Genomic DNA, 25,831 nt, shown 5'->3' on the forward strand with positions numbered 1-25,831 from the left:
TCCAAAGAGAAAAGGCCCGGGATTTCTCCCGGGCCTTCGTTTTTGTGTCGCGTGACGCGGACCTTAGAAGTCCATGCCACCCATGCCGCCCGGCATGCCGGCCGGAGCGCCACCGGCGCCCTTCTTCGGCGGCAGTTCGGCAACCATCGCCTCAGTGGTGATCAGCAGGCCCGCGACCGACGCCGCGTCCTGGATCGCGCAGCGCACGACCTTCGTCGGGTCGATGATGCCCTTGGTGAGCATGTTGCCGTATTCCGCGTTCTGGGCGTCGAAGCCGTAGGAATACTGATCCTTCTCGAGGATCTTGCCGACGATGACCGAACCGTCCTCGCCCGCGTTGAGGGCGATCTGGCGGGCCGGGGCCTGGATCGCCTTGCGGACGATCTCGACACCGTGCTTCTGGTCTTCGTTCTGGGTCTTGATCTTCTTGAGGGCCTCGACCGAACGCAGCAGCGCGACGCCGCCGCCCGGCACGATGCCTTCCTCGACCGCGGCGCGGGTCGCATGCATCGCGTCATCGACGCGATCCTTGCGCTCCTTCACCTCGACCTCGGTCGCGCCGCCGACGCGGATCACCGCGACGCCGCCGGCGAGCTTGGCCAGACGCTCCTGCAGCTTCTCGCGGTCGTAGTCCGAGGTGGTTTCCTCGATCTGCGCCTTGATCTGCTGAACGCGCGCCTCGATGTCGGCCTTCTTGCCGGCGCCGTTGACGATCGTGGTGTTCTCCTTGTCGATCGACACCTTCTTGGCGCGGCCGAGCATGTTGATCGTCACGTTCTCGAGCTTGATGCCGAGGTCTTCCGAGATCGCCTGGCCGCCGGTCAGGATCGCGATGTCCTGCAGCATGGCCTTGCGGCGATCGCCGAAGCCCGGCGCCTTGACGGCCGCGACCTTGAGGCCGCCGCGCAGCTTGTTGACGACGAGGGTGGCGAGGGCTTCGCCTTCGATGTCCTCGGCAACGATGAGCAGCGGCTTGCCGGTCTGCACCACGGCTTCGAGCAGCGGCAGCAGTTCCTGCAGGCCCGACAGCTTCTTTTCGTAGATCAGGATGTAGGGGTCGTCCATTTCAACGCGCATCTTGTCGGCGTTGGTGACGAAGTAGGGCGAGATGTAGCCGCGGTCGAACTGCATGCCTTCGACGACGTCGAGTTCGGTGTCGAGGGACTTGGCTTCCTCAACGGTGATGACGCCTTCGTTGCCGACCTTCTTCATCGCTTCGGCAAGGAACTTGCCGATTTCGCTGTCGCCGTTGGCCGAGATGGTGCCGACCTGGGCGATTTCCTCGTTCGATGTGACCTTCTTGGAGTTGGCCTTGAGGTGTTCGACGATGGCTTCGACGGCGAGGTCGACGCCGCGCTTCAAATCCATCGGGTTCATGCCGGCGGCAACCGCCTTCGAACCTTCCTTGACGATCGCCTGGGCGAGGACGGTCGCGGTGGTGGTGCCGTCGCCGGCGAGATCATTGGTCTTCGAGGCGACCTCGCGGACCATCTGCGCGCCCATGTTCTCGAACTTGTCCTCGAGCTCGATCTCCTTGGCGACGGTGACGCCGTCCTTGGTGATGCGCGGGGCGCCGAACGACTTGTCGATCACGACGTTGCGGCCCTTCGGACCGAGCGTGACCTTCACGGCGTTGGCGAGGATATCGACGCCGCGCAGCATGCGGTCGCGCGCGTCGACGGAGAATTTGACGTCTTTGGCAGCCATTGTTTGATCCTCTGTTTCCTAGACCCTCATCCTGAGGAGCGGCTTTAGCCGCGTCGCGAAGGATGAGGCCGATGAGTTCATTGCTCCCGTCCTTCGAGACGCCTGCCTGCGGCAGGCTCCTCAGGACGAGGGTTGTCCCTGCTTAGGCGGCCTTCTTCTTGGCCGCGACGCCCTCGAGGACGCCCATGATGTCGGACTCTTTCATGATCAGGAGATCCTGACCGTCGATCTTGACCTCGGTGCCCGACCACTTGCCGAACAGCACGATGTCGCCGACCTTGACGTCGATCGGGGTGAGCTTGCCGCTTTCGTCGCGGCCGCCCGGGCCGACGGCGATGACTTCGCCCTGGCTCGGCTTTTCCTGCGCGCTATCGGGGATGATGATGCCGCCGGCGGTCTTCTGCTCGGCGTCGATGCGCTTGACGACGACACGGTCGTGAAGCGGGCGGAACTTCATGGCAAACCTCCTAAGACTGAGTTTTTTGACGTTCCCGGTGTCGGGACATGGTCCCCTCCGACACCTCGCAACCGAGATGGGAGAAGCATTTTGGGCCCGCAAGAGGGCTTCGGAAATTTTTTAGCACTCATTTGATGGGAGTGCCAACAATTCCGCCAAGGCCCTGAAATTCAATGGTTAACAGCAGGGGTGGGTAGGGTGAGGCGGGTCGGGATGCGCATTGCGGGGAGGTGCCGCTGGAGCCACGACAGCTTTCGGGAAACGGCCGGGGCAGGGCGTTGTTAGCAGGTTGCGGCGTCTGCTGCTAACGCATTGATTTTAAACAGTTTGTTCATCAATTCGGCTTGCAATGAACCGTGCCGGGACTGGAAAATTATCGTCCGCTTGCTGCAATGGAGGACGGAATGGGTTCGACGGTTTCGAGTGACTTTGTCAGGCAGGTCGAGGGCTACGGGCTGACCACGGCGCACATCCTTTACCGCCGCCCCGATCATCGCTGGTTGCTGCAATCCTATGTCTGGCAGGCCTACGACCTGTTTCCCAAGTTTCCCGAGCTGCAGCGGTTTCTCGATTTCTGGCAGGCGAAGCTCGAGGGGCCGCTACACTCCGTCCAGGTCGCGCACTGCAAGCTGATCAAGCCGGCGGAGATGCGCAGCGTGAACGGCGAGTTCGTGCTGCATTAACTTGGTCATTCCGGGGCGCGGCCTCTTAAGGCCGCGAGCCCGGAATCCATATCCCCAGTGCTGCGGCTTATGGATTCCGGGTTCGCTCGCTTTGCTCGTGCTCCGGAATGACGGACGTGATTCATCGCCCGCGTTCTTTGATCGGCCCCGGGCAGGCCGCATTTCCTGTCTCCCCGGATTTCGCTTTCGCTCATCCGGGCTACACGCTCTCGATAGAACGAGGGCGCGCGGAACGCCGGGGCTCGAACAGCCCCGCAGCCTCGTGTGAGTGTGAGTTAGATTCACACGAGTTAGTCACCACGGAATTGCCGAGCCTCCGGCGTTCCGCGCGCGGTGTTTCTTAGGTTTGCTCCGCATGGCCCCCGGTGGACTCACGACCTTTCAGGCGAGCCCTTCTTACGTCGGGGCAGCCTATCCACCGCTGTGGGATTTCTTCAGGACGTGAGGCAACCTCCCGTCACCCCACGCCCAGTTACACTCCCCGTTGCGCGCGGTTTAGCGCGCCAGGACCGATGCGGCTTGGACCGCCGGGAGGGGAAACTGCGCCGCATCTCCGACGCCCCAACCCGGCCACCGCTCCCCGCCCCAGCATCTGAAGATGCTGTACAGACACCCCTCGCTAGATGGGGCGGGATGGATGGGAATATAGGGCTAGGCTGGCGACAGAGTCAATAGTCCTAGGAATATTATTTTAAGCACCTGTCGCCCCCGCGAAGGCGGGGGCCCATAGCCACAGCGCCATCGAGAGGTCAGGGCGTATGGGTCCCCGCCTTCGCGGGGACGACGTCACCGCGATCTCGCTTCCTCTCCCTCAAGGGGAGAGGGGAAGCGAGAGCGTGCGGCGAGGCATTAGCAGTACTTCCATCACCAACCGTTATCGACGCCATTCACAAATGTGCGTCCGCCATGTGCCAATCAGGCTTGTCCGAACCCGCGCCCATTGCCATGTCACGTGTCCCGCCATCGAGCCCAGCGCGCCATGCCCGTCAACGATCAACTCTCTCGCTACGGGCTGCTGCTCGGCAATTTCGCGACGGGCCTGTCGGTGCTGGCGCCGGCCGGCATGCTGGCGATCCTCGCCGACGGTCTCAATGTCGGCATCCGCGACGCCGGCTTGCTGGTGACCTTCGGCGCTATCGTCCTGTGCATCGGCTCGCCGGTGGTGGCCTGGCTGACGACGCGCATCGACCGGCGCACGCTCCTCGTGACAACGCTGGCAGTGATGGCGGCGGGGCAGGCGGCCATGGCGCTGGCGCCCAACTACGGCACCGTGCTGGCGCTGCGTCTGGCGATGCTGGCGGTCGCCGCCGTGTTCACGCCGCAAGCGGCGAGTGCGATCGGCCTGATGGTGTCCGACCGCGCCCGTCCCGGTGCGATCACCTTCATCTTTCTCGGCTGGTCCCTGGCGGTGGCCGCCGGCCTGCCGCTCATCACTTTGATCGCGGCTTATGCCGGATGGCGCGGGGCTTTCGCGTTCTCGGCTTTCGCGTCGCTGGTGCCGTGCATCATGCTGGCCATCGCATTGCCACGGCGGCTGATCGGACCGCCACTGTCGCTTGGCAGCTTCGTGCTGCTGATGCGCAACGCCAAGATTCCGATGCTGCTCACGATCACCATCCTGTTCATCGGCGGCCAGTTCATGGTCTTCGTTTATCTCGGGCCGCTGCTCAGCCAACTCGCCGGCGCCAGCCACGGGACCATCGGCATGATCTTCGCGCTGTATGGCGTGATGGGTTTCGTCGGCAATATTGTCGCAACGCGGATCGTCGGCCGGCTCGGCGGCTGGAAAACGTCGGTGATATTCCTGAGCTGCAATCTTCTCGGACTTCTGTTGTGGAGCGCCGGCGCCGGTGTGCTGGCATTGATGACAGCGGGCATGTTTTTTCTGGGGCTCGGCTTTTCTGCCAGCAACTCAATTCAGCAGGCGCGGCTGGTGCAGGCGGCGCCCGAGCTTGCCAGTGCGTCGGTCGCGCTCAACACCAGTGGCGTTTACGTCGGCCAGGCCATCGGTTCCGGCCTCGGCGGCGCCCTGTTCAGCGCCGGATTGTTGCGCGAGCTCGGTATGGTCGGCGTCATCTTCGTCGCGATGGCCATCGTCATCTGGGCGCTGACGCGCGATCGTACGGTGCGCGTTTCGGTACCGTGATCTTTCAAGGGTGACAAGAATACCATTCGCCTTATCGAATTACCGCATCGGACCCGATGCGGTAAGCAACATCTAAATCAAATGCCGAATACTTCGCACATCGTTTCAGCGTGATTTAAGAGCTCTGCGCTCATATGGCGGTTGGAGGAAACAACCGTCATGCCGTACGAAATTGCGTCGCTGAACGACCCGTCATTCACGCTCGCCGACGACCTGGCGAGCCTCGCCGCCGAACGTTCATCGGACAAGCGAGTCGAACTGCTCAGACGGATCGCGGAGGCCTACGCGACGCACGCCGAGCCGCCCGTGGCGACGGAGCGTTATCTCTTCAACGAGGTCATCTCCAAGCTGGTCGACAAGCTCCGCGGTTCGCATCGCGTCATCGCGTCGGACACGCTCGCTGCGATGAAGAACTTGCCCGACGATTTGGTGCGTTCGCTGGCGAGCGATGCCGACATCGCCGTGGCGCAGCCGATGATCCGCGATTACAAGACCATGCCGGAGCCCATCCTGGTCGATATCGCCCGCACCGGCTCCCAGGAACATCTGCGTGTCATTGCCGCCCGCGACCAAGTGACGCCGCCGGTGACGGATGTCGTGGTCGAGCGCGGCGACAACACCGTTGTCGGCATTCTCGCCGCCAACAACGGCGCGCAGTTCTCCGACGCCGGCATGCGCCGCCTGGTCGGCAAAGCCAGGGAAGACCGCCATCTGCAAGCTCTGCTGGTCGATCGCAAGGATCTCTCGCTGACCGCGGTCGAGTATTTGCTGCCGATGATCAACGAGGAACTGGCGCGGCGGCTATGCGCCAACGCGGCCCGGGCGAACAATGCCGCGGTAAAAACGTATCTGGCCGAATGGCTCGCCGAGCGGAAGAAGAATGCCGAACGGACCGATGCCTATATCGCCGGGATCCGCAAGGGCGATCTCAACGCCGGCGATGTGCTGCGTGGGCTGTTCGCTCAAGGGAGGCTTTGCGACGCGGCGACCGTGCTGGCATCGGTGCTGTCGCTCGACCGGGATTATACATTCGGCGTGCTGGCGGGCAGCAATTTGCAATCCGCATTGCTGCTGATGCGCGCCGCGACTTTGTCATGGCCAGTCGTGGAGGCGTTCCTGAAGCTGCGCGAAGCCAAGTCCGCGGAATACGAGTACCGGACGCCGCCGACGCGGGCGCAATATCTGACGCTCGACGCCGGCGCCGCGCAAAGGGTGGTCCGTTTCGCCAAGGTGCGTCAGGTGACTGCCGCGGCCAACTAGCAGCGATCCCGCGGGACGACTACGACAGGGCGATGCTGCCATCGTCAGCGTCGGCCAACTTTCGTCTGCGCTACTAAGATACTGACAAGTCAATGACCCTGACCCAAGGTATGACCATAGGGTTGCGGCATGTAACGAATACAACTACCACATAAACACTTGGCCAAGGTGCGTATGGGTAGGTCCCCGGCCGACGCCCCAAAACCCCCGCCGGCCGGGGATTCCAAGCCAGCGCGTAAACGTCGCAGCTTCAAAATGCCGGACCACGAACCTGCGCTCGAAGAGCGTGTCCCGCCCAAACCTATGCTTTCGACAGCGATGACCGTGCGGTGAAGCACGCCCGTCGCGTGGTCGAGGATTCGGTTATCGAGGTCTGGCAGGCCTCGCGGCTTGTCGCGACGATCCGGCCTGAGGACTAGCCGCGTCCGACGAAGGGCATATTGTTGGCCATCACCGTCATGAACAGGACGTTGGCGTCGAGGGGCAGGCTCGCCATGTAGACCACCGCGGCGCCGACATTGTCGGCGTTCATGCGCGGCTCCACCATCATGGTGCCGTTCGCTTGCGGCACGCCTTCGCCCTGCGCCATGCGTTCGGTCATCGGCGTGATGGCGTTGCCGATGTCCACCTGGCCGCAGCAGATGTTGTACTTGCGGGTGTCGAGCGAGGTCGACTTGGTCAGGCCCGTGACCGCGTGCTTGGTCGCGGTGTAGGCGACCGAGAACGGCCGCGGCGCATGCGCCGAGATCGAGCCGTTGTTGATGATGCGGCCGCCTTGAGGATTCTGGCTCTTCATGATCTTGATGGCTTCCTGTGTGCACAGGAACATGCCGGTCAGGTTCGTGTTCACGACGTTCTGCCAAGTCTCGAACGGCAGTTCTTCCAGCGGCACCGGCGGTGCGCCGATGCCGGCATTGTTGAACAGCACGTCGAGGCGGCCGAAGCTGGCCTTGGTCTTGGCAAAGAGGTCGAGGATGGACTGACGCTGCGACACGTCGGTCGGCACGGCGAGCGCCTGCTGGCCGATGGCGTTAATCTCGGCGGCGACCGCGTCGAGCGGTTCCTTGCGCCGGCCCGCCAGCACCACATTATAGCCGGCCTTGGCCAGTGCGATGGCCACGGCGCGGCCGACGCCGGTGCCGGCACCGGTGACGAGAGCGATCTTGGCGGTCATAGGCAGTCCTCCCCGATGGGTACGTTTTCTTGTGCGGCCTGCCTAGCACAAAGGTCATCGATGCCACAGGGGGCGAAGCGCGCGGGACTATGCGCTGCGGCGCGGCCAATCGAGATGTTCGGGGCGTTAGCCGGCCAGCGATGAGGGCTGGTCGCTGTTGCGGTAGTCTTCCGGCGAGGCGAGGCGTGCCGTGATGCGGTCGGCCGTCGTGGGACGGCCGAAGCGATAGCCCTGCATCTGGTGCACGCCGGCGGCGCGCAGGAACAGGTGCTGGTCGGCGGTCTCGACGCCTTCGGCGGTGACCTTCATGCCGAGGCCGCGGCCGAGCGAAACCACGGCATGGACGATGGCGGCGGCGTCGGCGGCCTTCTCGATCGACAGCACGAAGCTGCGGTCGATCTTGAGCTTGTTGAACGGGAAGCGGCGCAGATAGAGCAGCGACGAGTAGCCGGTGCCGAAATCGTCAAGCGCAAGCTGCACGCCGAGCGCCTTGAGCCGCAGCATGCTGGCTTCGGCAGTGTCGAAATTGCCGATCAGCACGCTTTCGGTGATCTCAAGCTCGAGCCGCGCCGGATCGAATCCGGTTTCGGTGAGCGTGCGCTCGACCAGTTCGGCGAAATCCGCGCGGCGGAATTGCAGCGCCGAAACGTTGACCGCGACGGTGAGGCTGGGCCAAGCGAGCCCGTCCATCATGGCTTTGCGCAGCACCCAGGCGCCCAGTTCGACGATGAGACCGGAATTCTCGGCCAGCGGGATGAATTCGGCGGGCGAGATTTCGCCGCGCGTCGGATGTGTCCAGCGGCACAAAGCCTCGACGCCCAGCATAACGTTGCCGCTCTTGTCGACGATGGGCTGATAGAGCAGGCGGAGCTGGTTTTTCTGGATCGCCTCGCGCAGGTCGCCCTCGAGCAGCTTGCGGTTCGACAGGTCTGCATCCATGGCATTGTCGTAGATGCAGGCGCGGTTGCGGCCTTCGTTCTTGGCGCGATAGAGCGCCATGTCCGCATAACGCATGACGTCCGGCGCCCCGGCGCAATTCTTGTCGATGACGGCGATGCCGATCGAGGCGCCGATGACGATGTTCTGCCCGGCGATACCGTAGGGCGCGCAGATGGTGCTGATGAGGCGCTGGCCGAGGGCCATCAGCATGGCGCTGTCGCCGCCGATCGACGAGAGCACGGCGAATTCGTCGCCACCGAGCCGGGCCACCAGGTCGCCGCCACGCAAGGTGTGCGACAGGCGCAAAGTCACGTTGCGGATCAGTTCGTCGCCGACCGGGTGGCCCAGTGTGTCGTTCACATCCTTGAAATGATCGAGATCGATGTAGAACAGCGCCGCCGGCACGCCCGTGGCGGCGACTTCGTCGATCACGGCTTCGAGGCGCTCAGAGAAGAAGATGCGGTTCGGCAGGCCGCACAAGGGATCGTGCAGCGCGAGATGACGTAGTCGGTTTTCGCCGGCGGCGATGGCGACCGCGGTGCGGCGCATGTAACGCAGCACGAAGGCCCCTAACAGGGCGAAGCCGGCCAGCGCCACCGCGATGAATGGCACGACGTTGCGGACGATCTCGGCGCCGGGTTGCTTCGGCGTCCATGCCAGATCCACGATGCGCGAGCCGTCGGGCGCGGTGACCTGATAGCCGTAATCGCCCTCGGGCACCGGACTGCCGCTATCGGCGATGCGAAGATTGTTGAGGCCGAGGTGAGAGCTGGTCGCGTTGATGACCTGCGGGCCGATGAACTTCACCGAAATCAGAACTGGCGCCTCGGTGTCGTAGGCGGCGGCGAGGCGGCCATCGCCGATGGCCACTGCGGCTACCACGGCAGGCTGACCCATGATCCGCCGAAGCTCGAGGACATTCGGCCGGGCGCCGGCGTCCGGGGCCGGTTGGTCGGAGAGCCGGATGGCGTTGGCGTTATTGCTGGCGCGGCCGCGCACCGTGTCGAGTACAGCCATGATCTCGGGCGGGCGGAAATCAAGCGCGTTCGGGTCGGCGGCAACCCGGCCTAGCCGCGAATAGATGGGCCGATCGGTTTTGTCGAAGATCAGAACCAGATCGTGCTGGAAATAGGTGGCCAGCCAGGCGCCGGCCCGTTCCTCGACCCAGGCAGGGTCGAATTTCTGGCGGATATGTTCGAAGGCGCCTTGCGAGGAGGCGACGCTGTCGGTCTCGCGCAGCACGCGGTGGCCGACATTCTGCAACGCGTTGGAGAGGAGCTGACGCTCTTGCGCCAGTGCCACTTCGTCGGCGCGCTGCGCCGAAGACAGGACGGCGACGACGATGCAGACGATAGCCACAGCGACGATGACGCCGACCGGCACCACAACGCTCAACCGCGCGCGATCCCAGTTGGTGTATTGCGGGTCGTCGGGGGTTCTCGAATGAGCCGGCGACAACAAAGCTTCCCCTAAAGCGTCCTAGTGATTGGACAATCCGTCCGGACGGTAGGGGTTAAAGCTTGCCAATCGCTTTCATCGGGCCGCTTTCGGGGCAGCGGAACAAATTACCACGGCAAATCGTCAAGCGCCGTTAACCGAAGGTAAAGGCGAAAATCTCCGCATTTCCACCGCAACGGGATGGCCAAAGGACCGCTTTTGGCGGTCCATCGACGTAAACCGGGCGATTTCGTCCGCTTATCGGCCGTTGCCGTAAGGCGGACGGGGGATGGCGATATGGGCGGCGCGCAGCGCCCCCGACCATTGCTCCCGCAGGTCCTGGAAATAGGGCTCGCCCGGCTCGATGCGGTAATTGACCTCGGCGTTGAGCTCGTCGCGCCGCGCCACCATCAGGTCGATCGGCAGACCGACGCCGAGATTGGAGCGCATGGTCGAGTCCATCGAGATCAGCCCGATCTTGAGCGCATCATAGACGTCTGTGTCGAAGGAAATGGCGCGGTCGAGCACCGGCTTGCCGTATTTATGCTCGCCGATCTGCAAATAGGGCGTGTCGGTGGTGCACTCGATGAAGTTGCCGGCCGAGTAGATCATGAACAGGCGCAGCTTGCCGCCCTTGACCTGCCCGCCGAACAGGAAGGCGACGTCGTGGTCGATGGCGGCTTCGGCCAATGCTTTGCCGTCGATGCCCTGAACGAGACGCACCGCCTTGCCGATGCGCTGCGCCGCCTGGAACATGGTCGGCGCATTCATCAGTGTTTCCAGTTCGCCCGTTTCCGGATTTTCGATGCCTTCGGTAAGCATCGAGCGCACGGTTTGCGACAGCGACAGATTGCCGGACGAAGCGATCGCCATGATGCGCTCGCCGGGCTGGCTGTAGACATGCAGCTTGCGAAACGTCGAGACATTGTCGAGGCCGGCATTGGTGCGCGTATCGGCAATCATGACGAGGCCGTCGCGCACGAGAATTCCGCAGCAATAGGTCATTGGTCAGGTCTTTTCCGGCAGGTTCTTTTTGGAGCGTGGTCGGTTCGGGCAGGGACTATAAATGCAAGGCCGTCACTGCTGCGACTGCGATTGCCAGTTGCCGCCCGGAAGCGCAGGCGCGACCCGAACGGCGACCGACATGGTTTCGCTGCCGCCGCCGATACGCGAACCACGTACCGGCGCGGCGCCGAGATAATCGAGCCCGACGGCAACGCGCACATGCGCTTCGGTCGGTGACAGCCCATGTGTTGGGTCGAAGCCCACCCAGCCGAGCTTGTCGATATAGGCTTCGGCCCAGGCGTGACCCGCTTCCTGCGGCGAGGTCTCTTCGGCGCGGCAGTAATGGCCGCCGATGTAGCGCGCCGGGATGCCGAGATGGCGTGCGGCGGCGATGAAGATATGCGTGCCGTCCTGGCAGACGCCGCGCTTGAGCTTAAAGGCTTCGGCCGCCGTGGTGCCGACATCGGTCGGCTCGGTGTCGAAGGTGAAGCCTTCATTGAGCGCGGCGAGCAGGGCATGCAGCACGGTGAGGGTGTCGGAGCCGGCTTTCTCGCGAATGTCTTCGGCGAAGGCGATGATGGCGGCATCGGCTTGCGTGAGCTCGGTGTCGCGCAAATAAAGCGCCGGCGGAAAGCGCTCGATCGTGCCGCGGATGACGCCGCTCGTATCCTGCGTGTCGACTTCGCCTTCGACGGTGACGGAGAGTTCGTTGAACGGGCCTTCGGCGGTGAAGACATGGCTGATATTGCCGAAGGCGCCTTCGCGCTGGTGCAACTGGCAATCGCGCGACAGGTCGATGCGCCAGTTCAGCACATACTGGCCGTCGTGATTGCGCGGCGTGAGGCGCAGCACCTGCGTCACGCTCTTGGGCGGCGCATCGTAAGTGTAAGTGGTGGTGTGGGCGATCCGGATTCGCATGGAGCCTGGCGTGGCGCGCGGGGTGTTCTGACGAGCTACCCTAGCACGGCGGCGGGAGAAGCAAGGGGGTGGCTCATTGCAGGAATTGCTCGGTGATGTTCACGCCCAAGCGGTTGTTTTCAGTGATGAATTCGCCGATGAACTCGTGCAGGCCGCGCTGGAAGATACCGTCCATTTTGCTGTTCTGAAGGCGGGTGCGGATGCCGCGGGCATGGCGCTGCGCCTGACCCTGACGGCCATAGGTCGAGCCGATGGCATCGAGATTGCGCACGATCGCCTCGTAGCAGGAGGCGAGCGAGCGCGGCATCTCTTCTTTCAGAATCAAGAGGTCGGCGACTAGCCACGGCTTGAGGCTCTCGCGATAGACCCAGTGATAGGCGGTGAGCGCCGACACCGAGCGCAGGATCGCCGCCCACTGGAAGTAATCGAGCGGGCCGCCGACGCGCTCATGCTCGGGCAGGAGCAGGTGATACTTCACGTCGAGAATGCGTGCGGTGTTGTCGGCGCGCTCCATGTAGACGCCGAGTCGCGAGAACCAATAGGCGTCGTTGCGCAGCATGGTGCGGTAGGCCGAGCCGTCATAGCGCAGCGAGGATTCCTGCACCCAGCGCAGGAAGCGCGACGTTTCCTCGCGCGAGGCGGGGCCGTTGCCGAAGCGCTTGAGCTCGAGCCAGGTGCCGTTGATGGCATCCCACATCTCGCCGGTCAGCGCGGTGCGCACCGCGCGCGCGTTGCCGCGCGCCATCTCGAAGCAGTTGCGGATCGAGGACGGGTTGGCGGTGGAGAAGGCGAGGTAGTCGGTGACGTTTTCCTCCGTCGCGGTTTCGTAGTGCTTGAAGAAGCTGCCGGCGCAGCCGGCGGTGAGCACCGCGGATTCCCACTCGTTGCCGGTGCCGACATAAGCCAGCGGCAAAGCGGACAGACGCTGCGTGGCGTCGAGAATGCGCGCCAGATATTCGGCGCGTTCGACATAGCGCGAGAGCCAGAACAGGTTATCGGCGGTGCGTGAGAGCATTTAGAAATTCCCGGCGCTCATCTTCACCCTCCCCTGGAGGGGGAGGGTCGATGCGCGAAGCGCATCGGGGTGGGGTGACCTTGGGCGCTGACGCGTCACCCCCTCCCGGCGAGCTACGCTCGCCGACCTCCCCCCTCCAGGGGGAGGTGAAGAGAGACCGGCGCGTTGCATCGACATCTCAACCATCCAGCACCCACGTGTCCTTGGTGCCGCCGCCCTGGCTCGAATTGACCACCAGCGAACCTTCCTTGAGCGCGACGCGGGTAAGGCCGCCGGGCACGATGCGCACGCCCTTGCGGCCGGTGAGCACGAAGGGCCGCAGATCGACATGGCGCGGCGCCACGCCGCTCTCGACACAGGTCGGCGATGTCGACAGCGCGAGGGTCGGCTGGGCGATGAAATTGTCCGGTGCCGTTTTCAGTTTGGCGCGGAACTGCTCGATCGCGATCTTGCTGGCGGACGGGCCAATCAGCATGCCGTAGCCACCGGAGCCGTGCACTTCCTTGACCACCAGTTCTGGCAGGTGATCGAGCACATAGGAGAGATGTTCGGGCTCGCGGCAGCGCCAGGTCGGCACGTTCTTCAAAAGCGGTTCTTCGCCGAGATAGAACTTCACGATGTCCGGCATGAAGGAATAGATCGCCTTGTCGTCGGCAATGCCGGTGCCGACCGCATTGGCGAGCGTGACATTGCCGGCGGCATAGGCCGACATCAGGCCGGGCACGCCGAGGATCGAGTCGGGGCGGAAGGCGAGGGGATCGATGAAGTCGTCATCGACGCGGCGGTAGATGACATCGACGCGCTGCGGGCCTTGCGTCGTGCGCATGTAAACGACCTCGTCCTTGACGAAGAGGTCGCGGCCTTCGACCAGTTCGACGCCGAGCTTGTCGGCGAGGAACGAGTGTTCGTAATAGGCGGAGTTGTAGACGCCGGGCGTGAGCAGCACGACGTTCGGCTCCTTCGGCGTCGACAAGGGCGCCACCGATTTGAGCGTGGCGAGCAGTTCGTCGGGATAGTTCTCGACCGGCGCGATGCGATGGCGCGAGAACAATTCCGGGAACAGCCGCATCATGATCTCGCGGTTCTCCAGCATGTAGGAGACGCCGGAGGGCGTGCGGGCATTGTCCTCGAGCACATAGAAGGTATCGGCGTCGACGCGGATAATGTCGATGCCGGCGATGTGCACATAGATGTCGTGCGGCACGCTCTGGCCGTTCATCTCCGGGCGGAACGCCGGATTACGGAAGATCATGTCTTCGGGGACGATGCCGGCGCGCAGGATCTCGCGCGCGCCGTAGACGTCCTTGATGAACAGGTTGAGCGCGTTGACGCGCTGGGTCAGGCCCTTCTCCAGTTGCCGCCATTCGGCACCCGACATAATGCGCGGGATGACGTCGAAGGGGATCAGGCGTTCGGTGGCGTCGGCCTCGCCATAGACGGCGAAGGTGATGCCGATGCGGCGGAAGATCAGTTCGGCCTCGCGGCGCCGGTAGTCGAGGACGTCCGGCGGCACCTCCTTGAGCCAACGGTCGAGTTCGCCATAGGCCGGCCGGACGGTTCCACCGTCGCGGCCCTTCATCTCGTCGAAGGCGGATACCATTCAGATCCCCAGCACGCCTTAGCCCCCAAACCGGCCGGCCACGCTTTGGCCGGGTCACCTTGAGGGTTTCCCTCACCCCTCGTAGCAATCTTCAGGCCAAGGAAAACCTGAAGCAAAACACATATTTGCCGACGATATCCGGGTCCGTCGGACTTGGCTGCCCAAATTATGGGCAGTAAGCAGGGGCGCCGGCAAGATGGCCAATAGGCGCATGGAAAAGAATTGCGGACAGCCCGGCGGCAGCGGGGCCGGGCCTGTTTCCGCGAGGCGGCCATTCTGCTTTAACGGCCGAACGCTGATTTTTGTCCGGCGGAAACGCCTGCATGCGTTGCCCTCGAGGGACCTTTTGATGACCGCCACTTCGTCCAAGCCTGCCGTCGTCACCGCGGCTGTGCTGGTGATTGGCGACGAGATTCTCTCCGGCCGCACCAAGGACAAGAACATCGGCTACATCGCCGACTACATGACCGCCCTTGGCATTGATCTCAAGGAAGTGCGGGTCGTGTCGGACGACGAGACCGCCATCGTTACGGCGCTGAACGCGCTGCGTAGCGCCTACGATTATGTGTTCACCACCGGCGGTATCGGCCCAACCCACGATGACATCACCGCGGACTGCGTTGCCAAAGCTTTTGGCGTCGAACTCGAGTTCCACCCCGACGCGATCGCAATTATGAAGGAGCGCATCGCCAAGGCCGGCGGCGAACTCAACGAAGCGCGCATGCGCATGACGCGCATTCCCAAAGGCGGCTCGCTGGTCGCCAACAAGGTGTCCGGCGCGCCGGGTTTCTGGATCGGCAATGTCATTACCATGGCCGGCATTCCGGCGGTGATGCAGGCGATGCTCGACGAGGTGGCGCCGAAGCTGAAGACCGGCGTCAAGATGCTGTCGGAGTCGATCCGCGCCAATGCGCGCGAAGGCGATGTCGGCACCGAGCTTGGTCTGATCGCCAAGGCCTATCCCGATGCCATCATCGGCAGCTATCCATTCACGGACGAGCAGGGCGGGCCGAATACGCATATCGTGGTGCGCTCGCGCGATCCCGAGCGGCTCAAGGAAGTCAAAGCCGCAGTCGAGGCGATGCTGGTGACCGTGCACGCGCAGATCGCCGCGACCTGAGCGGCGCATAAAAGCAATGATCCTGAGGAAGCGACCGAAGAGAATCCGATGAGCGACGCCCCGCGACCCGACAAAGTCTTTCCCGTCTCCTGGGACCAGTTTCACCGCGACACCCGCGCCTTGACCTGGCGGCTGCACGAGGCCGGGCCGTTCGAGGCCATCGTTTGCATCACGCGCGGCGGGCTGGTGCCGGCGGCCATTGTGGCGCGCGAACTCAACGTGCGCATCATCGAGACCGTCTGCATCGCCAGCTATCACGACTACAAGAACCAGGGTGACATCAAGGTGATGAAGGGCGTCGGCCCGGAAATCACGTCGATGCGCGCCCAGGGAAAGGGCGTGCTGATCATCGACGACCTCGTCGACACCGGCAAGACCGCGCGCATGGTGCGCGACATCCTGCCGGCCGCGCATTTCGCCACGGTCTACGCCAAGCCGATGGGGCGGCCGCTGGTCGACACTTTCATCACCGAAGTGTCGCAGGACACCTGGATCTATTTCCCGTGGGACACTGCTTTGTCCTACGCGCCGCCGATCCGCGCCGGCGGCGATTGAGCCCAGCCGGCGCGTTGATCTTGATGGTGCTTACTTGACGACGCGCACCGCGCCGCGGGCGGCGCTGGTGGCGAAGGCCGCGTAGGCGCGGAGCGCCGTCGTCACCTTGCGCGGACGCTTCGCCGCCGGATGCCACGCCGCCGCACCGCGCGCCTCCATCACCGCGCGACGCTTGGTCAGTTCAGCTTCCGGCACATCGAGATGCACGCGGCGGTTCGGAATATCGAACTGGATCACGTCGCCTTCTTCGACCAGACCGATCAAACCGCCCTCGGCGGCTTCCGGCGAGACGTGGCCGATCGACAAACCCGAGCTGCCGCCGGAGAAGCGACCGTCGGTGATCAGGGCGCAGGCTTTGCCGAGGCCCTTCGATTTGAGATAGCTGGTCGGGTACAGCATTTCCTGCATGCCGGGCCCGCCTTTGGGCCCTTCGTAGCGGATCAGCACGACGTCGCCGGCGACGATCTTGCCGCCGAGAATGCCATCCACCGCGGCGTCCTGACTTTCGAAGATGCGCGCCGGGCCCGAGAAGGTCAGCAGGCTTTCATCGACGCCCGCGGTTTTGACGATGCAGCCATCGGCGGCGAGATTGCCGTAGAGTACGGCGAGGCCGCCATCCTTCGAGAAGGCATGGGCGACGTCGCGGATGCAGCCTTTCTCACGATCGGTATCCACCTCATCGTAGCGCTCGGCCTGACTGAAGGCCTGTTGCGTCGGCACGCCGCCGGGCGCCGCGCGGTAGAAGTCACGCACGCTTTCGTTGTTCGTGGCGACGACGTCCCAACGCGCCAGCGCGCTCTCCAGGCTGTCGGCGTGGACGGAGCCGACCTTGGCGTGGATGAGACCGCCGCGGTTGAGTTCGCCGAGAATGCCCATGACGCCGCCGGCGCGGTGCACGTCCTCGAGATGGACGTTGGCCACCGAGGGCGCGACCTTGCACAGCACCGGCACGCGCCGCGACAGCCGATCGATGTCCTTCATCGTGAACGGCACTTCGCCTTCATGGGCGGCGGCAAGCAGATGCAGCACGGTGTTGGTCGAGCCACCCATGGCGATGTCGAGCGTCATGGCGTTCTCGAAGGCTTCGAAATTGGCGATGCTGCGCGGCAGCACGCTATAATCGTCCTGTTCGTAATGGCGCCGCGCCAGATCGACGATGAGATGGCCAGCCTCGACGAACAGGCGCTTGCGATCGGCGTGGGTGGCCAGCACCGAACCGTTGCCCGGCAACGCGAGACCGAGCGCCTCGGTCAGGCAGTTCATCGAGTTGGCGGTGAACATGCCCGAGCAGGAGCCGCAGGTCGGGCAGGCCGAGCGTTCGATGGCGGCGACATCGGCGTCGCTGTAGGAACTATCAGCGGCGACCACCATGGCATCGACCAGATCGACGGCGCGCGCCTTACCCTTCAGCGTCACCTTGCCGGCCTCCATCGGGCCGCCGGAGACGAAGATCGTCGGAATGTTGAGGCGCAAGGCGGCCATCAGCATGCCCGGCGTGATCTTGTCGCAGTTGGAAATACAGACGAGAGCATCGGCGCAATGCGCGTTGACCATGTACTCGACGCTGTCGGCGATCAGCTCGCGCGAGGGCAGGCTGTACAGCATGCCGTCGTGGCCCATGGCGATGCCATCGTCGACAGCAATCGTGTTGAACTCCTTGGCGATGCCGCCAGCGGATTCGATCTCGCGCGCCACCAGCTGGCCGAGATCCTTGAGGTGGACATGTCCCGGCACGAACTGGGTGAAGGAGTTTGCAACCGCAATGATCGGTTTGCCGAAGTCCTCGTTCTTCATGCCGGTCGCACGCCAGAGTCCGCGCGCGCCCGCCATGTTGCGGCCGTGCGTCGTGGTGCGGGAGCGATAAGTGGGCATGTCGTTTCCTCGAATCTGCGGTGTTATCGGCGCGATGGGCGTGCGGTTTCGTTGCTGGTTTTCGACTTCATGCAGGACTTCCGGGAGGTTTGGCAAGACCATCCTGGCAGAGCTGCCGAGCCCAAGCGGCACGACGCCGGATTGCGCCGCAGATCGGCGCTGGCGGCGCTTGCCCCGGCGCGCTAGGATCGCGCGCCACCAGCCTTGGATGCAGGTCATGACCGCCGTCGCCAAAGCAGAGCCCAAGCCGGACGATCTGTCGTCGCGCGTTGTCTATCCCAAGGACATTGCGTGGCAGAAGAGCCGCTTTCACGGCTGCTGGACCAAGCCGCTGCTCGTCGACAAGGCGAGCGGACTGGCGACCTTGCTGTTCAAGATGGACCCTGGTGCCGAATTGCCCGACCACGAGCATGTGCTAATCGAGCAGACCTATGTGCTTGAGGGATCGCTCGCCGACAAGGAAGGCCCCGGCGCCGGCATCGAGGTGAAGGCCGGCGAATTCGTCTGGCGCCCGGCCGGCAGCCGCCATGCGGCGTGGTCGCCGAACGGCGGCACCTTCCTCGCCATCTTCCAGATCCCGAACAAGTTCTACGAGAAGGACGGCCGCGTCACCGACTCCTCGGGCAAGGACTGGGACGAACTCTGGGGTGATTTATTAGAGAAGTGATTTGAATTCGCCGTCCGCGCCGGATGTTCTCCGCCGTGACGGCGGATAACGAGATGTGCGGACGTGCTGGAACCGGTAGACAGACCGGACTTAAAATCCGTTGGGCGTAAGCCCGTGAGGGTTCGACTCCCTCCGTCCGCACCATTCTTTAATATGCCGCGATTGCGCTGGACAGTGCGGCTATGGCAAATGGCAACATGAAATCGAGCAAGAACCGGCTTAGCGCCGCGGCCGCAACGATCGCGTTGGCGCTCACCAGCTGCAGCGCCTCGAACAACGAGGACAGGGTCGGCAAATTCCTGGTCGCGCCCGGCAAGTACCGGCTTTACGATTGCGAGCAACTGGCGCGGTCGGCTGCGGGCTACGTCTCGCGCGAACGCGAATTGGCGCAAGCCCAGGCCAAGGCCGAAGCGGGGCCGGGCGGCGGCGTCGTCTCGGTGCTCGCTTATAGCAGCGAGTATGGTCTCGTCCGCGGCAATATCGACGAATTACGCCGCGAGGCGATGGAGAAGAAGTGCGATCCCATGCCACCGGGACTTGCACCCGGGTCGGCCGGCCCCGGCCCCAACCGGCGACCTGCGCGCTGACGCGGTTCCGGCGGGGAACTTTTTACCGTCCTGGAACTTGGTGCCCCGTGACAGCCGCATCATCGCGGCGCAGAACACGGGGCTCCTGCCATGGCTATCAGCCTGCTGATCAGCATTCTGGTCACCTTCCTGGTGATCGTGCTGGTGCTTTATCTCATCAACATGTTGCCGATTGACGGCCGCGCCAAGCAGATTGCGCGCATCATCGTCATCATCATCGGCGTATTGTCGCTGCTGAAATATCTCGCCGTCTTCTAGTCGTTACGAACGACAACGAGGGTGCCGTCGGCGAGCGCGACAGCGAGCGCCGGCGGCGCGCCGTTTCGCGCGATGATGCCGATATTGCCGGCGGCGTTCGATGGCAGCGCGATACGGGCGATTTCGCGCGGCGCCGGCCTGAACGACATGATGCGCAGGCGCGTCAGATCGAAGGACGGCAGCGCGAGATCCGGCGTGCCGTCGCCGTCGACATCGGCCACGGCGCTCATGCCAAGCGCGGGCGAGCCGATGACATGATTGCTGAAGCCGTTAAGGCTTGCGGTTTGTCGCAGACGGCCTTTGTCGTAGGTCCATAATTCAAGCGCGCCGACGGCGTGCGGCTGGCGCACCAGCGCGATGTCGATCTTGCCGTCGCCGGTGAAGTCGGCGATGCCGGCCGGGTTCTGCCAGCGGTTCGGGGCGCCAAGCGGCGTTGTCTCGGCAACGACCCGGTAGCGGCCGTTGCGCTGCGCGATGACGGCAATCGCGGCGCCGCGTTTGAGATAGGACTTCACCACAACGATTTCATCGTGACCGTCACCGTCGAGATCGGCGAGGCGCGGCGTCAGGTCCTCGAATACGGCGTCGTCGCCGAGCGCAACGGTATGGCTTGCGCCGTCGGGGGTCTCGATGACCAGGCTGCCGGCTTCGATGTCGTCGCCGAGCACGGCGTGGCCATAGCGTTTGGTCGGGGCGGCGAACCAGGCGCGCGCGATGTCGCGCGTGCCGGTGACAACGGTGCTGCCGGGCAGGGCGTTTTCCGGTGGCGACGCGCGCCGCCGCTCGTCGCGAAAAACCAGCCTGGGTTTCGCGCCGCTCATGTCGATGTCGTACCAGAGCCCGCCGGCAACGACGCGCGGCCTGCCATCGACCATCTCGATCGCTGTAACGCGCGCCGGCGTGTCGACGATCTCAGCGCGCCATTCGCCGGCCCGTGCCGATCCTGCGCCCAAAGCAACAAATCCGGCCAGCAATGCCGGCAGCAGGTGCCGCATACGCAACGCCCCTTATAATTTCACCCCACGCAGCCGCAGCGCGTTGCCGACCACGCTGACCGAAGAAAGCGCCATTGCTGTGGCGGCGATAATCGGTGACAGCAGTAGACCGAACACCGGGTAGAGAATACCGGCGGCGATCGGCACGCCGGCCGCGTTGTAGATGAAGGCGAAGAACAGGTTCTGGCGGATGTTGCGCATCACCGCTTCGGAAAGCGCACGCGCCTTGACGATGCCCATGAGGTCGCCTTTGAGCAGTGTCACGCCGGCGCTTTCGATGGCGACGTCCGAGCCTGTGCCCATGGCGATGCCGACCTGCGCGGCCGCGAGCGCCGGCGCATCGTTGACGCCATCGCCGGCCATGGCGACGACGCGGCCTTCGCGCGTCAGCTTCTCGACCACCGCGCTCTTCTGGTCGGGCAGCACCTCGGCCTCGACTTCAGTAATGCCGAGGCGCTTGGCGACCGCCTGCGCGGTGGTGCGATTATCGCCGGTGAGCATGACGACGCGGATGTTGTCGGCGGCGAGGCGCAGAAGCGCCTCCGGCGTCGTCGCCTTGATCGGATCGGCGATGGCGATGACGCCGGCCGGCTTCCCATTGATCGCGAGGAAAATCGCGGTGGCGCCGTCGCGGCGTTGCGCCTCGGCGACATCGTGCAGCGGCGCGGTGTCGATGCTCAATTCCTTCAGGAACGCCGGCGAGCCGAGGGCGACGCGCTTGCCGCTCACCATGCCGATGACGCCCTTGCCGGCGGGCGAGTCGAAGCCGCGCACCGGCGAGAGGGTGAGGTTGCGTTCCGCCGCCGCCTTCGTAATCGCCGCGGCCAGCGGATGCTCACTGCCGCGCTCGACCGAGGCGGCGATGGTCAGCACCTGCGTCTCGTCGAAGCCGTCGGCGGGGATGACGGCGACGACCTTTGGCTTGCCTTCGGTCAGCGTACCGGTCTTGTCGACGACGAGCGTGTCGATCTTCTCCATGCGTTCGAGCGCCTCGGCGTTCTTGATCAGGACGCCGGCCTGGGCGCCGCGCCCGACGCCGACCATGATCGACATCGGCGTGGCAAGGCCCAGCGCGCAGGGGCAGGCGATGATCAGCACGCTGACGGCGGCGACCAGGCCATAGGTGAAGCGCGGTTCGGGTCCGAACACCGCCCATGCGCCGAAGGCGATGAGCGCCACCGCGACCACCGCAGGCACAAACCATCCCGATACCTGATCGGCGAGACGCTGGATCGGCGCGCGGGAGCGCTGCGCGGTCGCCACCATCTGGACGATCTGCGACAGCAAGGTATCGCGGCCGACCTTGTCGGCGCGCATGACGAAGGAGCCGGAGGCGTTGATGGTGCCGCCGATGACGCGGGCATCCTTCTCCTTGGTGACGGGCATGGATTCGCCGGTGACCATGGATTCATCGATCGACGAGCGGCCCTCGATCACGGTGCCATCGACCGGCACCTTGTCGCCGGGACGCACGCGCAATTTGTCGCCCGCAACGATGGTGTCGAGCGCGACTTCCTCGTCGCTGCCGTCCTCGTTGACGCGGCGTGCAGTTTTGGGCGCGAGGTCGAGCAAGGCCTTGATCGCGCCCGATGTCGCTTCACGCGCGCGCAGTTCGAGCACCTGGCCGACCAGCACCAGCACGGTGATGACGGCCGCTGCCTCGAAATAGACGGCGACGGCGCCTTCAGCGTCGCGGAACGCCGGCGGGAAAACGCCGGGCAGAAGCACCGCAACCACGCTGTAGACCCAGGCAACGCCGACGCCCATCGCAATCAGCGTGAACATGTTGAGATTGCGCGTCACCAGCGATTGCCAGCCGCGCACGAAAAATGGCCACCCCGCCCACAGCACGACAGGAGTCGCCAGCACGAACTGGATCCAGTTCGACATGGTCTTGCCGAGTAGCATGTGCAGATTGGTCAGATGCCCGCCCATCTCCAGCGCGAGCACGGGCAGCGTCAGCACCAACCCAATCCAGAATCGGCGCGTGAAGTCGACAAGCTCCGGATTGGGACCTGTATCGGCGGTTGCGATTTCGGGTTCGAGCGCCATGCCGCAGATCGGGCAGGAGCCCGGACCTTCCTGGCGGATCTCCGGATGCATCGGGCAGGTATAGATCGCGCCCTCGATCACGGGCTCAGGCTCGCGCGGGCCGAGATACTTTGCCGGATTGGCAATGAACTTGGTGCGGCAGCCGGCCGAGCAGAAGTAGTAAGGGTGGCCGCCATGGTCGGCCTTGTGCTTGGCCGTGTGCGGATCGACCGTCATGCCGCAGACTGGATCGATGGCGCCGCCATCGGCCGCGCCATGCGCATGGCCATCGTGGCTGTGGTCATGATCGTGATGGCTGTGATCGTGATGCGAGTGGTCGGTCATTTTTGTCGGTCCTGGCGCGCGGCCTGTGCCTTGCAACTGATACCCTAGGGGGTATATAGACGTTATGGCAAAGCACAGCAAGGCCGGTTCGGCGATCGGCCATAATCCTTCGCACAAGGCCGATACGCTCAAGCGTCTCGGCCGGCTGGAGGGCCAGGTGCGCGGCATCGCGCGCATGGTCGATGAGGACCGCTACTGCATCGACATCGTCACGCAGATCGCGGCGGCGCGCGCCGCCTTGCGCAAGGTGGAAGAAGAAATCCTGCGCGAGCACGTCGCGCATTGCGTCGAGCACGCCATCGCCTCCGGCGACAAGGCCGATCAGCGCCGCAAGGTCGCGGAGCTGATGGACGTCATGGGCCGGGCGGGGCGGTAGTACTGCTCTTCACCCTCCCCTGGAGGGGGAGGGTCGATAGCATGAGCGAAGCGAATGCTATCGGGGTGGGGTGATCTTCGGCGAACGCGGGATTCACCCCACCCCGCTCGCTAACGCTCGCGACCCTCCCCCTCCAGGGGAGGGTGAAGCAAGCTACTTCGTCGAACAGCCGACGATGCTGTAAGCTGGGCAATAGCCGATCAGCGCGGTGAGAATCGGCACCACGCCGATCCAGCCGACCCAGGACCAGCTCGTGCCCGGCGCGATATAGCCGAGCGCGAAGGCGATCAGGGCAAGCCCCACGATGATCCGCGCGAGGCGGTCGATCGTTCCGACATTGGCAGTCATGCTCTCTCTCCTTGTTATCGTACGGAACTATTCCGCGGGCACCGCGCGGATGTGCGGTGATGCGGGCTGCGTCGAGGCAAGGTCGCCGTCGACGTCATTGCCCATGTCGTCGCGCCACGGCCGCCAGGCCTCGAGCGCGACGAGCACAAGCGCGATAAGCACGGCAAAGCCGAGCGCGCCGGCCCAGTAGGGAATTCCGAAGAGCTGGCTGAAGATCAGCTTGCCGCTCGACTGGCCAAGGAAGCTCTTGCTCAGCGCCGGCTCGGCGTAGGAATAGGCAACGGCGCCGAACAGGCCGCCGACCAGCGTGAACAGCGCGTCGCGGTAGCCGGCGCCGATCTGCGCCAGGGTGGTGCCGGGGCAGGCACCTGCGAGGGCGATGCCGGCGCCGAGAATGAGGCCGCCGATGATGTCGGCGTAGTACATCGCCGCCTTCGGCGCGAGCTTGACGTAGCCGAAGCCGTTGAGCACGGCGAGCACCACCGCGCCAGTTGCAACCGCGGTGAGGAACACCTTGAGCATGATGAAGTTGCGCATCTGCATTTGCCCGACAATGACGCCGGGCTCGAACACGCGCGATTTCTCCAGCGCGAAGCCGAACACGATGCCCATGACGATGCCGGTGACGATGGCGAATGTGAGAGACATGATCGTTCTCCTTCGATCTCAGACGCGGCGAAGCATCAGCATCGCGGTGGCGATGCCGCCGGCAAACATGGCGGCGACGGCCACCGTCGAGCCGACGGCAAGCTGGGCCATGCCGGAAATGCCGTGGCCGCTGGTGCAACCGTCGGCGACGCGGGCGCCGAACAGCATCAGGAAGCCGCCGACGAAAGCGACGCCGTAGCGTTTGGTGGGCGAGGCGCTGCCGAGGGCGCGGCTCCAGATTGGCGAGATCGGCGCGCGGCTGGCGCCGGACAGTTTCATCGACAGGAAGGCGCCGATGGCGACGCCGCCGACGAGGGCGACCTGCCACCAGTTCTTGCCGGTCGTGGCGACGTGCTTGGCGACATAATCGATTTTGACCACAGACGGATCGATCCACGAAGCGATCAGGCCGCCGATGGTGACATAGGACGACGAAGCGCCGAGCGCAGTTTCGATCAGCAGGAAGGCAGGGATTTGCAGCAGGCCGATGACGACGCCGGCGACATAAGGCGACCAGGCTTTCTGGCTGAGCATGGCGAATCCTCCACAGGCAATGCGTACGCAATCACATGCGGATGGATGAATATATGGGCGCCGGCGCGCCGGTATTGACGTGGATCAACTCTCACGCGGACGTGAAGGGCTGTGGAGAAGTCAGCCGAACCGCTGCCGCGCCAGCTTCGCGCCATCGCCCAGCGCCTTGAGCTTGGCTTCGGCAATATTGCGGTGCATCGGCGCCATGCCGCAATTGGTGCAGCAGACGATGCGCTCCTTCGGCACATATTTCATAACGTCGGCGATGACGGATGCGACCTTGTCCGGCGTCTCGACGATATCGCTGGCGACATCGATGACGCCGACCAGCAGGTGTTTGCCCTCGAGCAGCGTCAGCAGGTTGAGCGGTACCCGCGAGTTAATGGCCTCAAGCGAGATCTGATTGATGCGGCTCTTCGCCAGTGCCGGAAAGATCTTCTCGTATTGCCGCCATTCCTCGCCGAGCGAATTCTTCCAGTCGATATTGGCCTTGATGCCGTAGCCGTAACAGATGTGAACGGCGGTGGTGCATTTGAGGCCGTCGATGGCGCGGTGCAGCGCTTCGATACCCCAGGTCGACACTTCGTCCATGAACACGTTGAAAGCCGGTTCGTCGAACTGGATGACATCGACGCCGTCTTTTTCCAACGCCTTGGCTTCGGCATTGAGGAGATCGGCGAAAGCCATCGCCATCTTGATCTTGTCGCCGTAATGCGCATCCGCGACCGTGTCGGCGATGGTCATCGGGCCGGGCAGGGTGATCTTGAGCCGGCGCGTCGTATGCGCGCGGGCAAAGCGCGCTTCGGTTCCGTGCACGCGGCCCTTGAGCGTGAGCGCGCCGCGCACCACCGGCACCATCGCCTTGTAGCGGTCGGCGCGGATGCCCATTTCGACCTTGTTCACGGTGTCGATGCCGTCCACGTACTCAAGGAAGCCGTGCACGAAATGTTGCCGTGACATCTCGCCGTCGCAGACGATATCGATGCCGGCGTCTTCCTGCAGCTTGATCATCAGCAGCGTGGCGTCGAGCTTGCCTTGCGCGAGGTCGGCGGCCTCTAACCGCCACTTCGGCCACAGCCTGTCGGGCTCGGCGAGCCATGACGGTTTAGGCAGGCTGCCGGCGATGGTCGTCGGAAATAGCATGGACGCCTCCC

Annotated in this window: 24 protein-coding genes and 1 tRNA gene; 10 read left to right on the top strand and 15 right to left on the bottom strand. The window is 64.2% G+C overall.

Going from position 1 to position 25,831, the window contains the following annotated elements; genetic code table 11:
- Nucleotides 1-63: 63 nt before the first annotated feature.
- Together groL and E8Q40_RS08950 are read right to left on the bottom strand one after the other, a co-directional pair.
- On the bottom strand, nucleotides 64-1,707 hold the full coding sequence (gene groL / locus E8Q40_RS08945; protein ID WP_137044051.1) for a chaperonin GroEL: 1,644 nt from the start codon (nucleotides 1,705-1,707) through the stop codon (nucleotides 64-66).
- A gap of 142 nt (nucleotides 1,708-1,849) precedes the next feature.
- Complete coding sequence (locus E8Q40_RS08950; RefSeq protein WP_137044052.1) at nucleotides 1,850-2,164, bottom strand: co-chaperone GroES; 315 nt, start codon at nucleotides 2,162-2,164, stop codon at nucleotides 1,850-1,852.
- A 404-nt stretch (nucleotides 2,165-2,568) separates the two neighbouring features.
- Between E8Q40_RS08950 and E8Q40_RS08955 the strand changes: the two genes are divergently transcribed.
- From E8Q40_RS08955 to E8Q40_RS08965, 3 genes are all read left to right on the top strand, one after another.
- Nucleotides 2,569-2,847, top strand: coding sequence for an usg protein (locus tag E8Q40_RS08955; protein ID WP_137044053.1), 279 nt, complete (start codon nucleotides 2,569-2,571; stop codon nucleotides 2,845-2,847).
- A gap of 979 nt (nucleotides 2,848-3,826) precedes the next feature.
- Nucleotides 3,827-4,993 (top strand): MFS transporter, encoded by a 1,167-nt coding sequence (locus E8Q40_RS08960; protein ID WP_137044054.1) that lies wholly within the window; start codon nucleotides 3,827-3,829, stop codon nucleotides 4,991-4,993.
- 159 nt (nucleotides 4,994-5,152) lie between these two features.
- A complete protein-coding gene (locus E8Q40_RS08965; protein ID WP_137044055.1) occupies nucleotides 5,153-6,253 on the top strand; it encodes a DUF2336 domain-containing protein in 1,101 nt (366 codons plus the stop codon).
- A gap of 415 nt (nucleotides 6,254-6,668) precedes the next feature.
- On the opposite strand, the gene E8Q40_RS08970 is transcribed toward E8Q40_RS08965, so the two are convergent.
- From E8Q40_RS08970 to E8Q40_RS08995, 6 genes are all read right to left on the bottom strand, one after another.
- Nucleotides 6,669-7,427, bottom strand: coding sequence for an SDR family oxidoreductase (locus tag E8Q40_RS08970; RefSeq protein WP_137044056.1), 759 nt, complete (start codon nucleotides 7,425-7,427; stop codon nucleotides 6,669-6,671).
- 126 nt (nucleotides 7,428-7,553) lie between these two features.
- Nucleotides 7,554-9,824 carry a bifunctional diguanylate cyclase/phosphodiesterase gene (locus tag E8Q40_RS08975; protein ID WP_168197784.1) on the bottom strand — a complete coding sequence of 757 codons (2,271 nt, stop codon included), beginning with the start codon at nucleotides 9,822-9,824 and terminating at the stop codon, nucleotides 7,554-7,556.
- Nucleotides 9,825-10,061: 237 nt separating this feature from the next.
- Entirely contained in the window at nucleotides 10,062-10,808 is a 747-nt protein-coding gene (locus E8Q40_RS08980; protein ID WP_137044058.1) for a peptidase, read from the bottom strand.
- Nucleotides 10,809-10,880: 72 nt separating this feature from the next.
- A complete protein-coding gene (locus E8Q40_RS08985) occupies nucleotides 10,881-11,726 on the bottom strand; it encodes a transglutaminase family protein (RefSeq protein ID WP_137044059.1) in 846 nt (281 codons plus the stop codon).
- Between the two features lie 73 nt (nucleotides 11,727-11,799).
- Nucleotides 11,800-12,741 carry an alpha-E domain-containing protein gene (locus E8Q40_RS08990; RefSeq protein WP_137044060.1) on the bottom strand — a complete coding sequence of 314 codons (942 nt, stop codon included), beginning with the start codon at nucleotides 12,739-12,741 and terminating at the stop codon, nucleotides 11,800-11,802.
- 178 nt (nucleotides 12,742-12,919) lie between these two features.
- Nucleotides 12,920-14,341, bottom strand: a complete 1,422-nt coding sequence (locus tag E8Q40_RS08995; protein WP_137044061.1) for a circularly permuted type 2 ATP-grasp protein — start codon at nucleotides 14,339-14,341, stop codon at nucleotides 12,920-12,922.
- Between the two features lie 349 nt (nucleotides 14,342-14,690).
- Here E8Q40_RS08995 and E8Q40_RS09000 point away from each other — a divergent pair, with 349 nt between their 5' ends.
- Together E8Q40_RS09000 and gpt are read left to right on the top strand one after the other, a co-directional pair.
- Complete coding sequence (locus E8Q40_RS09000; RefSeq protein WP_137044062.1) at nucleotides 14,691-15,461, top strand: molybdopterin-binding protein; 771 nt, start codon at nucleotides 14,691-14,693, stop codon at nucleotides 15,459-15,461.
- A gap of 48 nt (nucleotides 15,462-15,509) precedes the next feature.
- On the top strand, nucleotides 15,510-16,016 hold the full coding sequence (gene gpt / locus E8Q40_RS09005) for a xanthine phosphoribosyltransferase (protein WP_137044063.1): 507 nt from the start codon (nucleotides 15,510-15,512) through the stop codon (nucleotides 16,014-16,016).
- Between the two features lie 30 nt (nucleotides 16,017-16,046).
- Here gpt and ilvD read toward each other — a convergent pair whose 3' ends face one another.
- Nucleotides 16,047-17,888 carry a dihydroxy-acid dehydratase gene (ilvD, locus tag E8Q40_RS09010; protein WP_137044064.1) on the bottom strand — a complete coding sequence of 614 codons (1,842 nt, stop codon included), beginning with the start codon at nucleotides 17,886-17,888 and terminating at the stop codon, nucleotides 16,047-16,049.
- 217 nt (nucleotides 17,889-18,105) lie between these two features.
- Between ilvD and E8Q40_RS09015 the strand changes: the two genes are divergently transcribed.
- The 4 genes from E8Q40_RS09015 (at nucleotide 18,106) to E8Q40_RS09030 (ending at nucleotide 19,400) form a co-directional block, all read left to right on the top strand.
- A complete protein-coding gene (locus E8Q40_RS09015; RefSeq protein WP_137044065.1) occupies nucleotides 18,106-18,555 on the top strand; it encodes a cupin domain-containing protein in 450 nt (149 codons plus the stop codon).
- Nucleotides 18,556-18,612: 57 nt separating this feature from the next.
- Nucleotides 18,613-18,699, top strand: a tRNA-Leu gene (locus tag E8Q40_RS09020).
- A gap of 38 nt (nucleotides 18,700-18,737) precedes the next feature.
- Nucleotides 18,738-19,142 (top strand): hypothetical protein, encoded by a 405-nt coding sequence (locus E8Q40_RS09025; RefSeq protein WP_205995744.1) that lies wholly within the window; start codon nucleotides 18,738-18,740, stop codon nucleotides 19,140-19,142.
- Between the two features lie 90 nt (nucleotides 19,143-19,232).
- Nucleotides 19,233-19,400 carry a Thivi_2564 family membrane protein gene (locus E8Q40_RS09030; protein WP_168197696.1) on the top strand — a complete coding sequence of 56 codons (168 nt, stop codon included), beginning with the start codon at nucleotides 19,233-19,235 and terminating at the stop codon, nucleotides 19,398-19,400.
- Here E8Q40_RS09030 and E8Q40_RS09035 read toward each other — a convergent pair.
- Nucleotides 19,397-20,395, bottom strand: coding sequence for a VCBS repeat-containing protein (locus E8Q40_RS09035; RefSeq protein WP_137044067.1), 999 nt, complete (start codon nucleotides 20,393-20,395; stop codon nucleotides 19,397-19,399). The genes E8Q40_RS09030 and E8Q40_RS09035 overlap by 4 nt on opposite strands.
- Before the next feature lie 12 nt (nucleotides 20,396-20,407).
- Nucleotides 20,408-22,771 (bottom strand): heavy metal translocating P-type ATPase, encoded by a 2,364-nt coding sequence (locus E8Q40_RS09040; protein WP_137044068.1) that lies wholly within the window; start codon nucleotides 22,769-22,771, stop codon nucleotides 20,408-20,410.
- Nucleotides 22,772-22,835: 64 nt separating this feature from the next.
- Here E8Q40_RS09040 and E8Q40_RS09045 point away from each other — a divergent pair, with 64 nt between their 5' ends.
- Complete coding sequence (locus E8Q40_RS09045; protein ID WP_137044069.1) at nucleotides 22,836-23,147, top strand: metal-sensitive transcriptional regulator; 312 nt, start codon at nucleotides 22,836-22,838, stop codon at nucleotides 23,145-23,147.
- A 153-nt stretch (nucleotides 23,148-23,300) separates the two neighbouring features.
- Here E8Q40_RS09045 and E8Q40_RS09050 read toward each other — a convergent pair whose 3' ends face one another.
- The 4 genes from E8Q40_RS09050 to E8Q40_RS09065 all read right to left on the bottom strand — a co-directional run bounded on the left by E8Q40_RS09050 (nucleotide 23,301) and on the right by E8Q40_RS09065 (nucleotide 25,820).
- Nucleotides 23,301-23,495, bottom strand: a complete 195-nt coding sequence (locus E8Q40_RS09050) for a DUF2892 domain-containing protein (protein ID WP_137044070.1) — start codon at nucleotides 23,493-23,495, stop codon at nucleotides 23,301-23,303.
- A gap of 27 nt (nucleotides 23,496-23,522) precedes the next feature.
- Nucleotides 23,523-24,143, bottom strand: coding sequence for a YeeE/YedE thiosulfate transporter family protein (locus E8Q40_RS09055; RefSeq protein WP_246663048.1), 621 nt, complete (start codon nucleotides 24,141-24,143; stop codon nucleotides 23,523-23,525).
- 18 nt (nucleotides 24,144-24,161) lie between these two features.
- The gene (locus tag E8Q40_RS09060; RefSeq protein WP_137044072.1) at nucleotides 24,162-24,677 is read right to left on the bottom strand and encodes a YeeE/YedE thiosulfate transporter family protein; all 516 of its coding nucleotides are present in this window, start codon (nucleotides 24,675-24,677) and stop codon (nucleotides 24,162-24,164) included.
- A 120-nt stretch (nucleotides 24,678-24,797) separates the two neighbouring features.
- Nucleotides 24,798-25,820 carry a methionine synthase gene (locus E8Q40_RS09065; protein ID WP_137044073.1) on the bottom strand — a complete coding sequence of 341 codons (1,023 nt, stop codon included), beginning with the start codon at nucleotides 25,818-25,820 and terminating at the stop codon, nucleotides 24,798-24,800.
- Between the last annotated feature and the right edge of the window lie 11 nt (nucleotides 25,821-25,831).

This window comes from Pseudolabrys sp. FHR47 (genome assembly GCF_005153485.1).
Classification (GTDB): Bacteria; Pseudomonadota; Alphaproteobacteria; order Rhizobiales; family Xanthobacteraceae; genus Pseudolabrys.

What these genes read in the sequence shown, in the direction of transcription:
- groL (WP_137044051.1), bottom strand. Translation starts at nt 1,707, where the DNA reads ATGGCTGCCAAAGACGTCAAATTCTCCGTCGACGCGCGCGACCGCATG.
- E8Q40_RS08950 (WP_137044052.1), bottom strand. Translation starts at nt 2,164, where the DNA reads ATGAAGTTCCGCCCGCTTCACGACCGTGTCGTCGTCAAGCGCATCGAC.
- E8Q40_RS08955 (WP_137044053.1), top strand. Translation starts at nt 2,569, where the DNA reads ATGGGTTCGACGGTTTCGAGTGACTTTGTCAGGCAGGTCGAGGGCTAC.
- E8Q40_RS08960 (WP_137044054.1), top strand. Translation starts at nt 3,827, where the DNA reads ATGCCCGTCAACGATCAACTCTCTCGCTACGGGCTGCTGCTCGGCAAT.
- E8Q40_RS08965 (WP_137044055.1), top strand. Translation starts at nt 5,153, where the DNA reads ATGCCGTACGAAATTGCGTCGCTGAACGACCCGTCATTCACGCTCGCC.
- E8Q40_RS08970 (WP_137044056.1), bottom strand. Translation starts at nt 7,427, where the DNA reads ATGACCGCCAAGATCGCTCTCGTCACCGGTGCCGGCACCGGCGTCGGC.
- E8Q40_RS08980 (WP_137044058.1), bottom strand. Translation starts at nt 10,808, where the DNA reads ATGACCTATTGCTGCGGAATTCTCGTGCGCGACGGCCTCGTCATGATT.
- E8Q40_RS08985 (WP_137044059.1), bottom strand. Translation starts at nt 11,726, where the DNA reads ATGCGAATCCGGATCGCCCACACCACCACTTACACTTACGATGCGCCG.
- E8Q40_RS08990 (WP_137044060.1), bottom strand. Translation starts at nt 12,741, where the DNA reads ATGCTCTCACGCACCGCCGATAACCTGTTCTGGCTCTCGCGCTATGTC.
- E8Q40_RS08995 (WP_137044061.1), bottom strand. Translation starts at nt 14,341, where the DNA reads ATGGTATCCGCCTTCGACGAGATGAAGGGCCGCGACGGTGGAACCGTC.
- E8Q40_RS09000 (WP_137044062.1), top strand. Translation starts at nt 14,691, where the DNA reads ATGACCGCCACTTCGTCCAAGCCTGCCGTCGTCACCGCGGCTGTGCTG.
- gpt (WP_137044063.1), top strand. Translation starts at nt 15,510, where the DNA reads ATGAGCGACGCCCCGCGACCCGACAAAGTCTTTCCCGTCTCCTGGGAC.
- ilvD (WP_137044064.1), bottom strand. Translation starts at nt 17,888, where the DNA reads ATGCCCACTTATCGCTCCCGCACCACGACGCACGGCCGCAACATGGCG.
- E8Q40_RS09015 (WP_137044065.1), top strand. Translation starts at nt 18,106, where the DNA reads ATGACCGCCGTCGCCAAAGCAGAGCCCAAGCCGGACGATCTGTCGTCG.
- E8Q40_RS09025 (WP_205995744.1), top strand. Translation starts at nt 18,738, where the DNA reads ATGGCAAATGGCAACATGAAATCGAGCAAGAACCGGCTTAGCGCCGCG.
- E8Q40_RS09030 (WP_168197696.1), top strand. Translation starts at nt 19,233, where the DNA reads ATGGCTATCAGCCTGCTGATCAGCATTCTGGTCACCTTCCTGGTGATC.
- E8Q40_RS09035 (WP_137044067.1), bottom strand. Translation starts at nt 20,395, where the DNA reads ATGCGGCACCTGCTGCCGGCATTGCTGGCCGGATTTGTTGCTTTGGGC.
- E8Q40_RS09040 (WP_137044068.1), bottom strand. Translation starts at nt 22,771, where the DNA reads ATGACCGACCACTCGCATCACGATCACAGCCATCACGATCATGACCAC.
- E8Q40_RS09045 (WP_137044069.1), top strand. Translation starts at nt 22,836, where the DNA reads ATGGCAAAGCACAGCAAGGCCGGTTCGGCGATCGGCCATAATCCTTCG.
- E8Q40_RS09050 (WP_137044070.1), bottom strand. Translation starts at nt 23,495, where the DNA reads ATGACTGCCAATGTCGGAACGATCGACCGCCTCGCGCGGATCATCGTG.
- E8Q40_RS09055 (WP_246663048.1), bottom strand. Translation starts at nt 24,143, where the DNA reads ATGTCTCTCACATTCGCCATCGTCACCGGCATCGTCATGGGCATCGTG.
- E8Q40_RS09060 (WP_137044072.1), bottom strand. Translation starts at nt 24,677, where the DNA reads ATGCTCAGCCAGAAAGCCTGGTCGCCTTATGTCGCCGGCGTCGTCATC.
- E8Q40_RS09065 (WP_137044073.1), bottom strand. Translation starts at nt 25,820, where the DNA reads ATGCTATTTCCGACGACCATCGCCGGCAGCCTGCCTAAACCGTCATGG.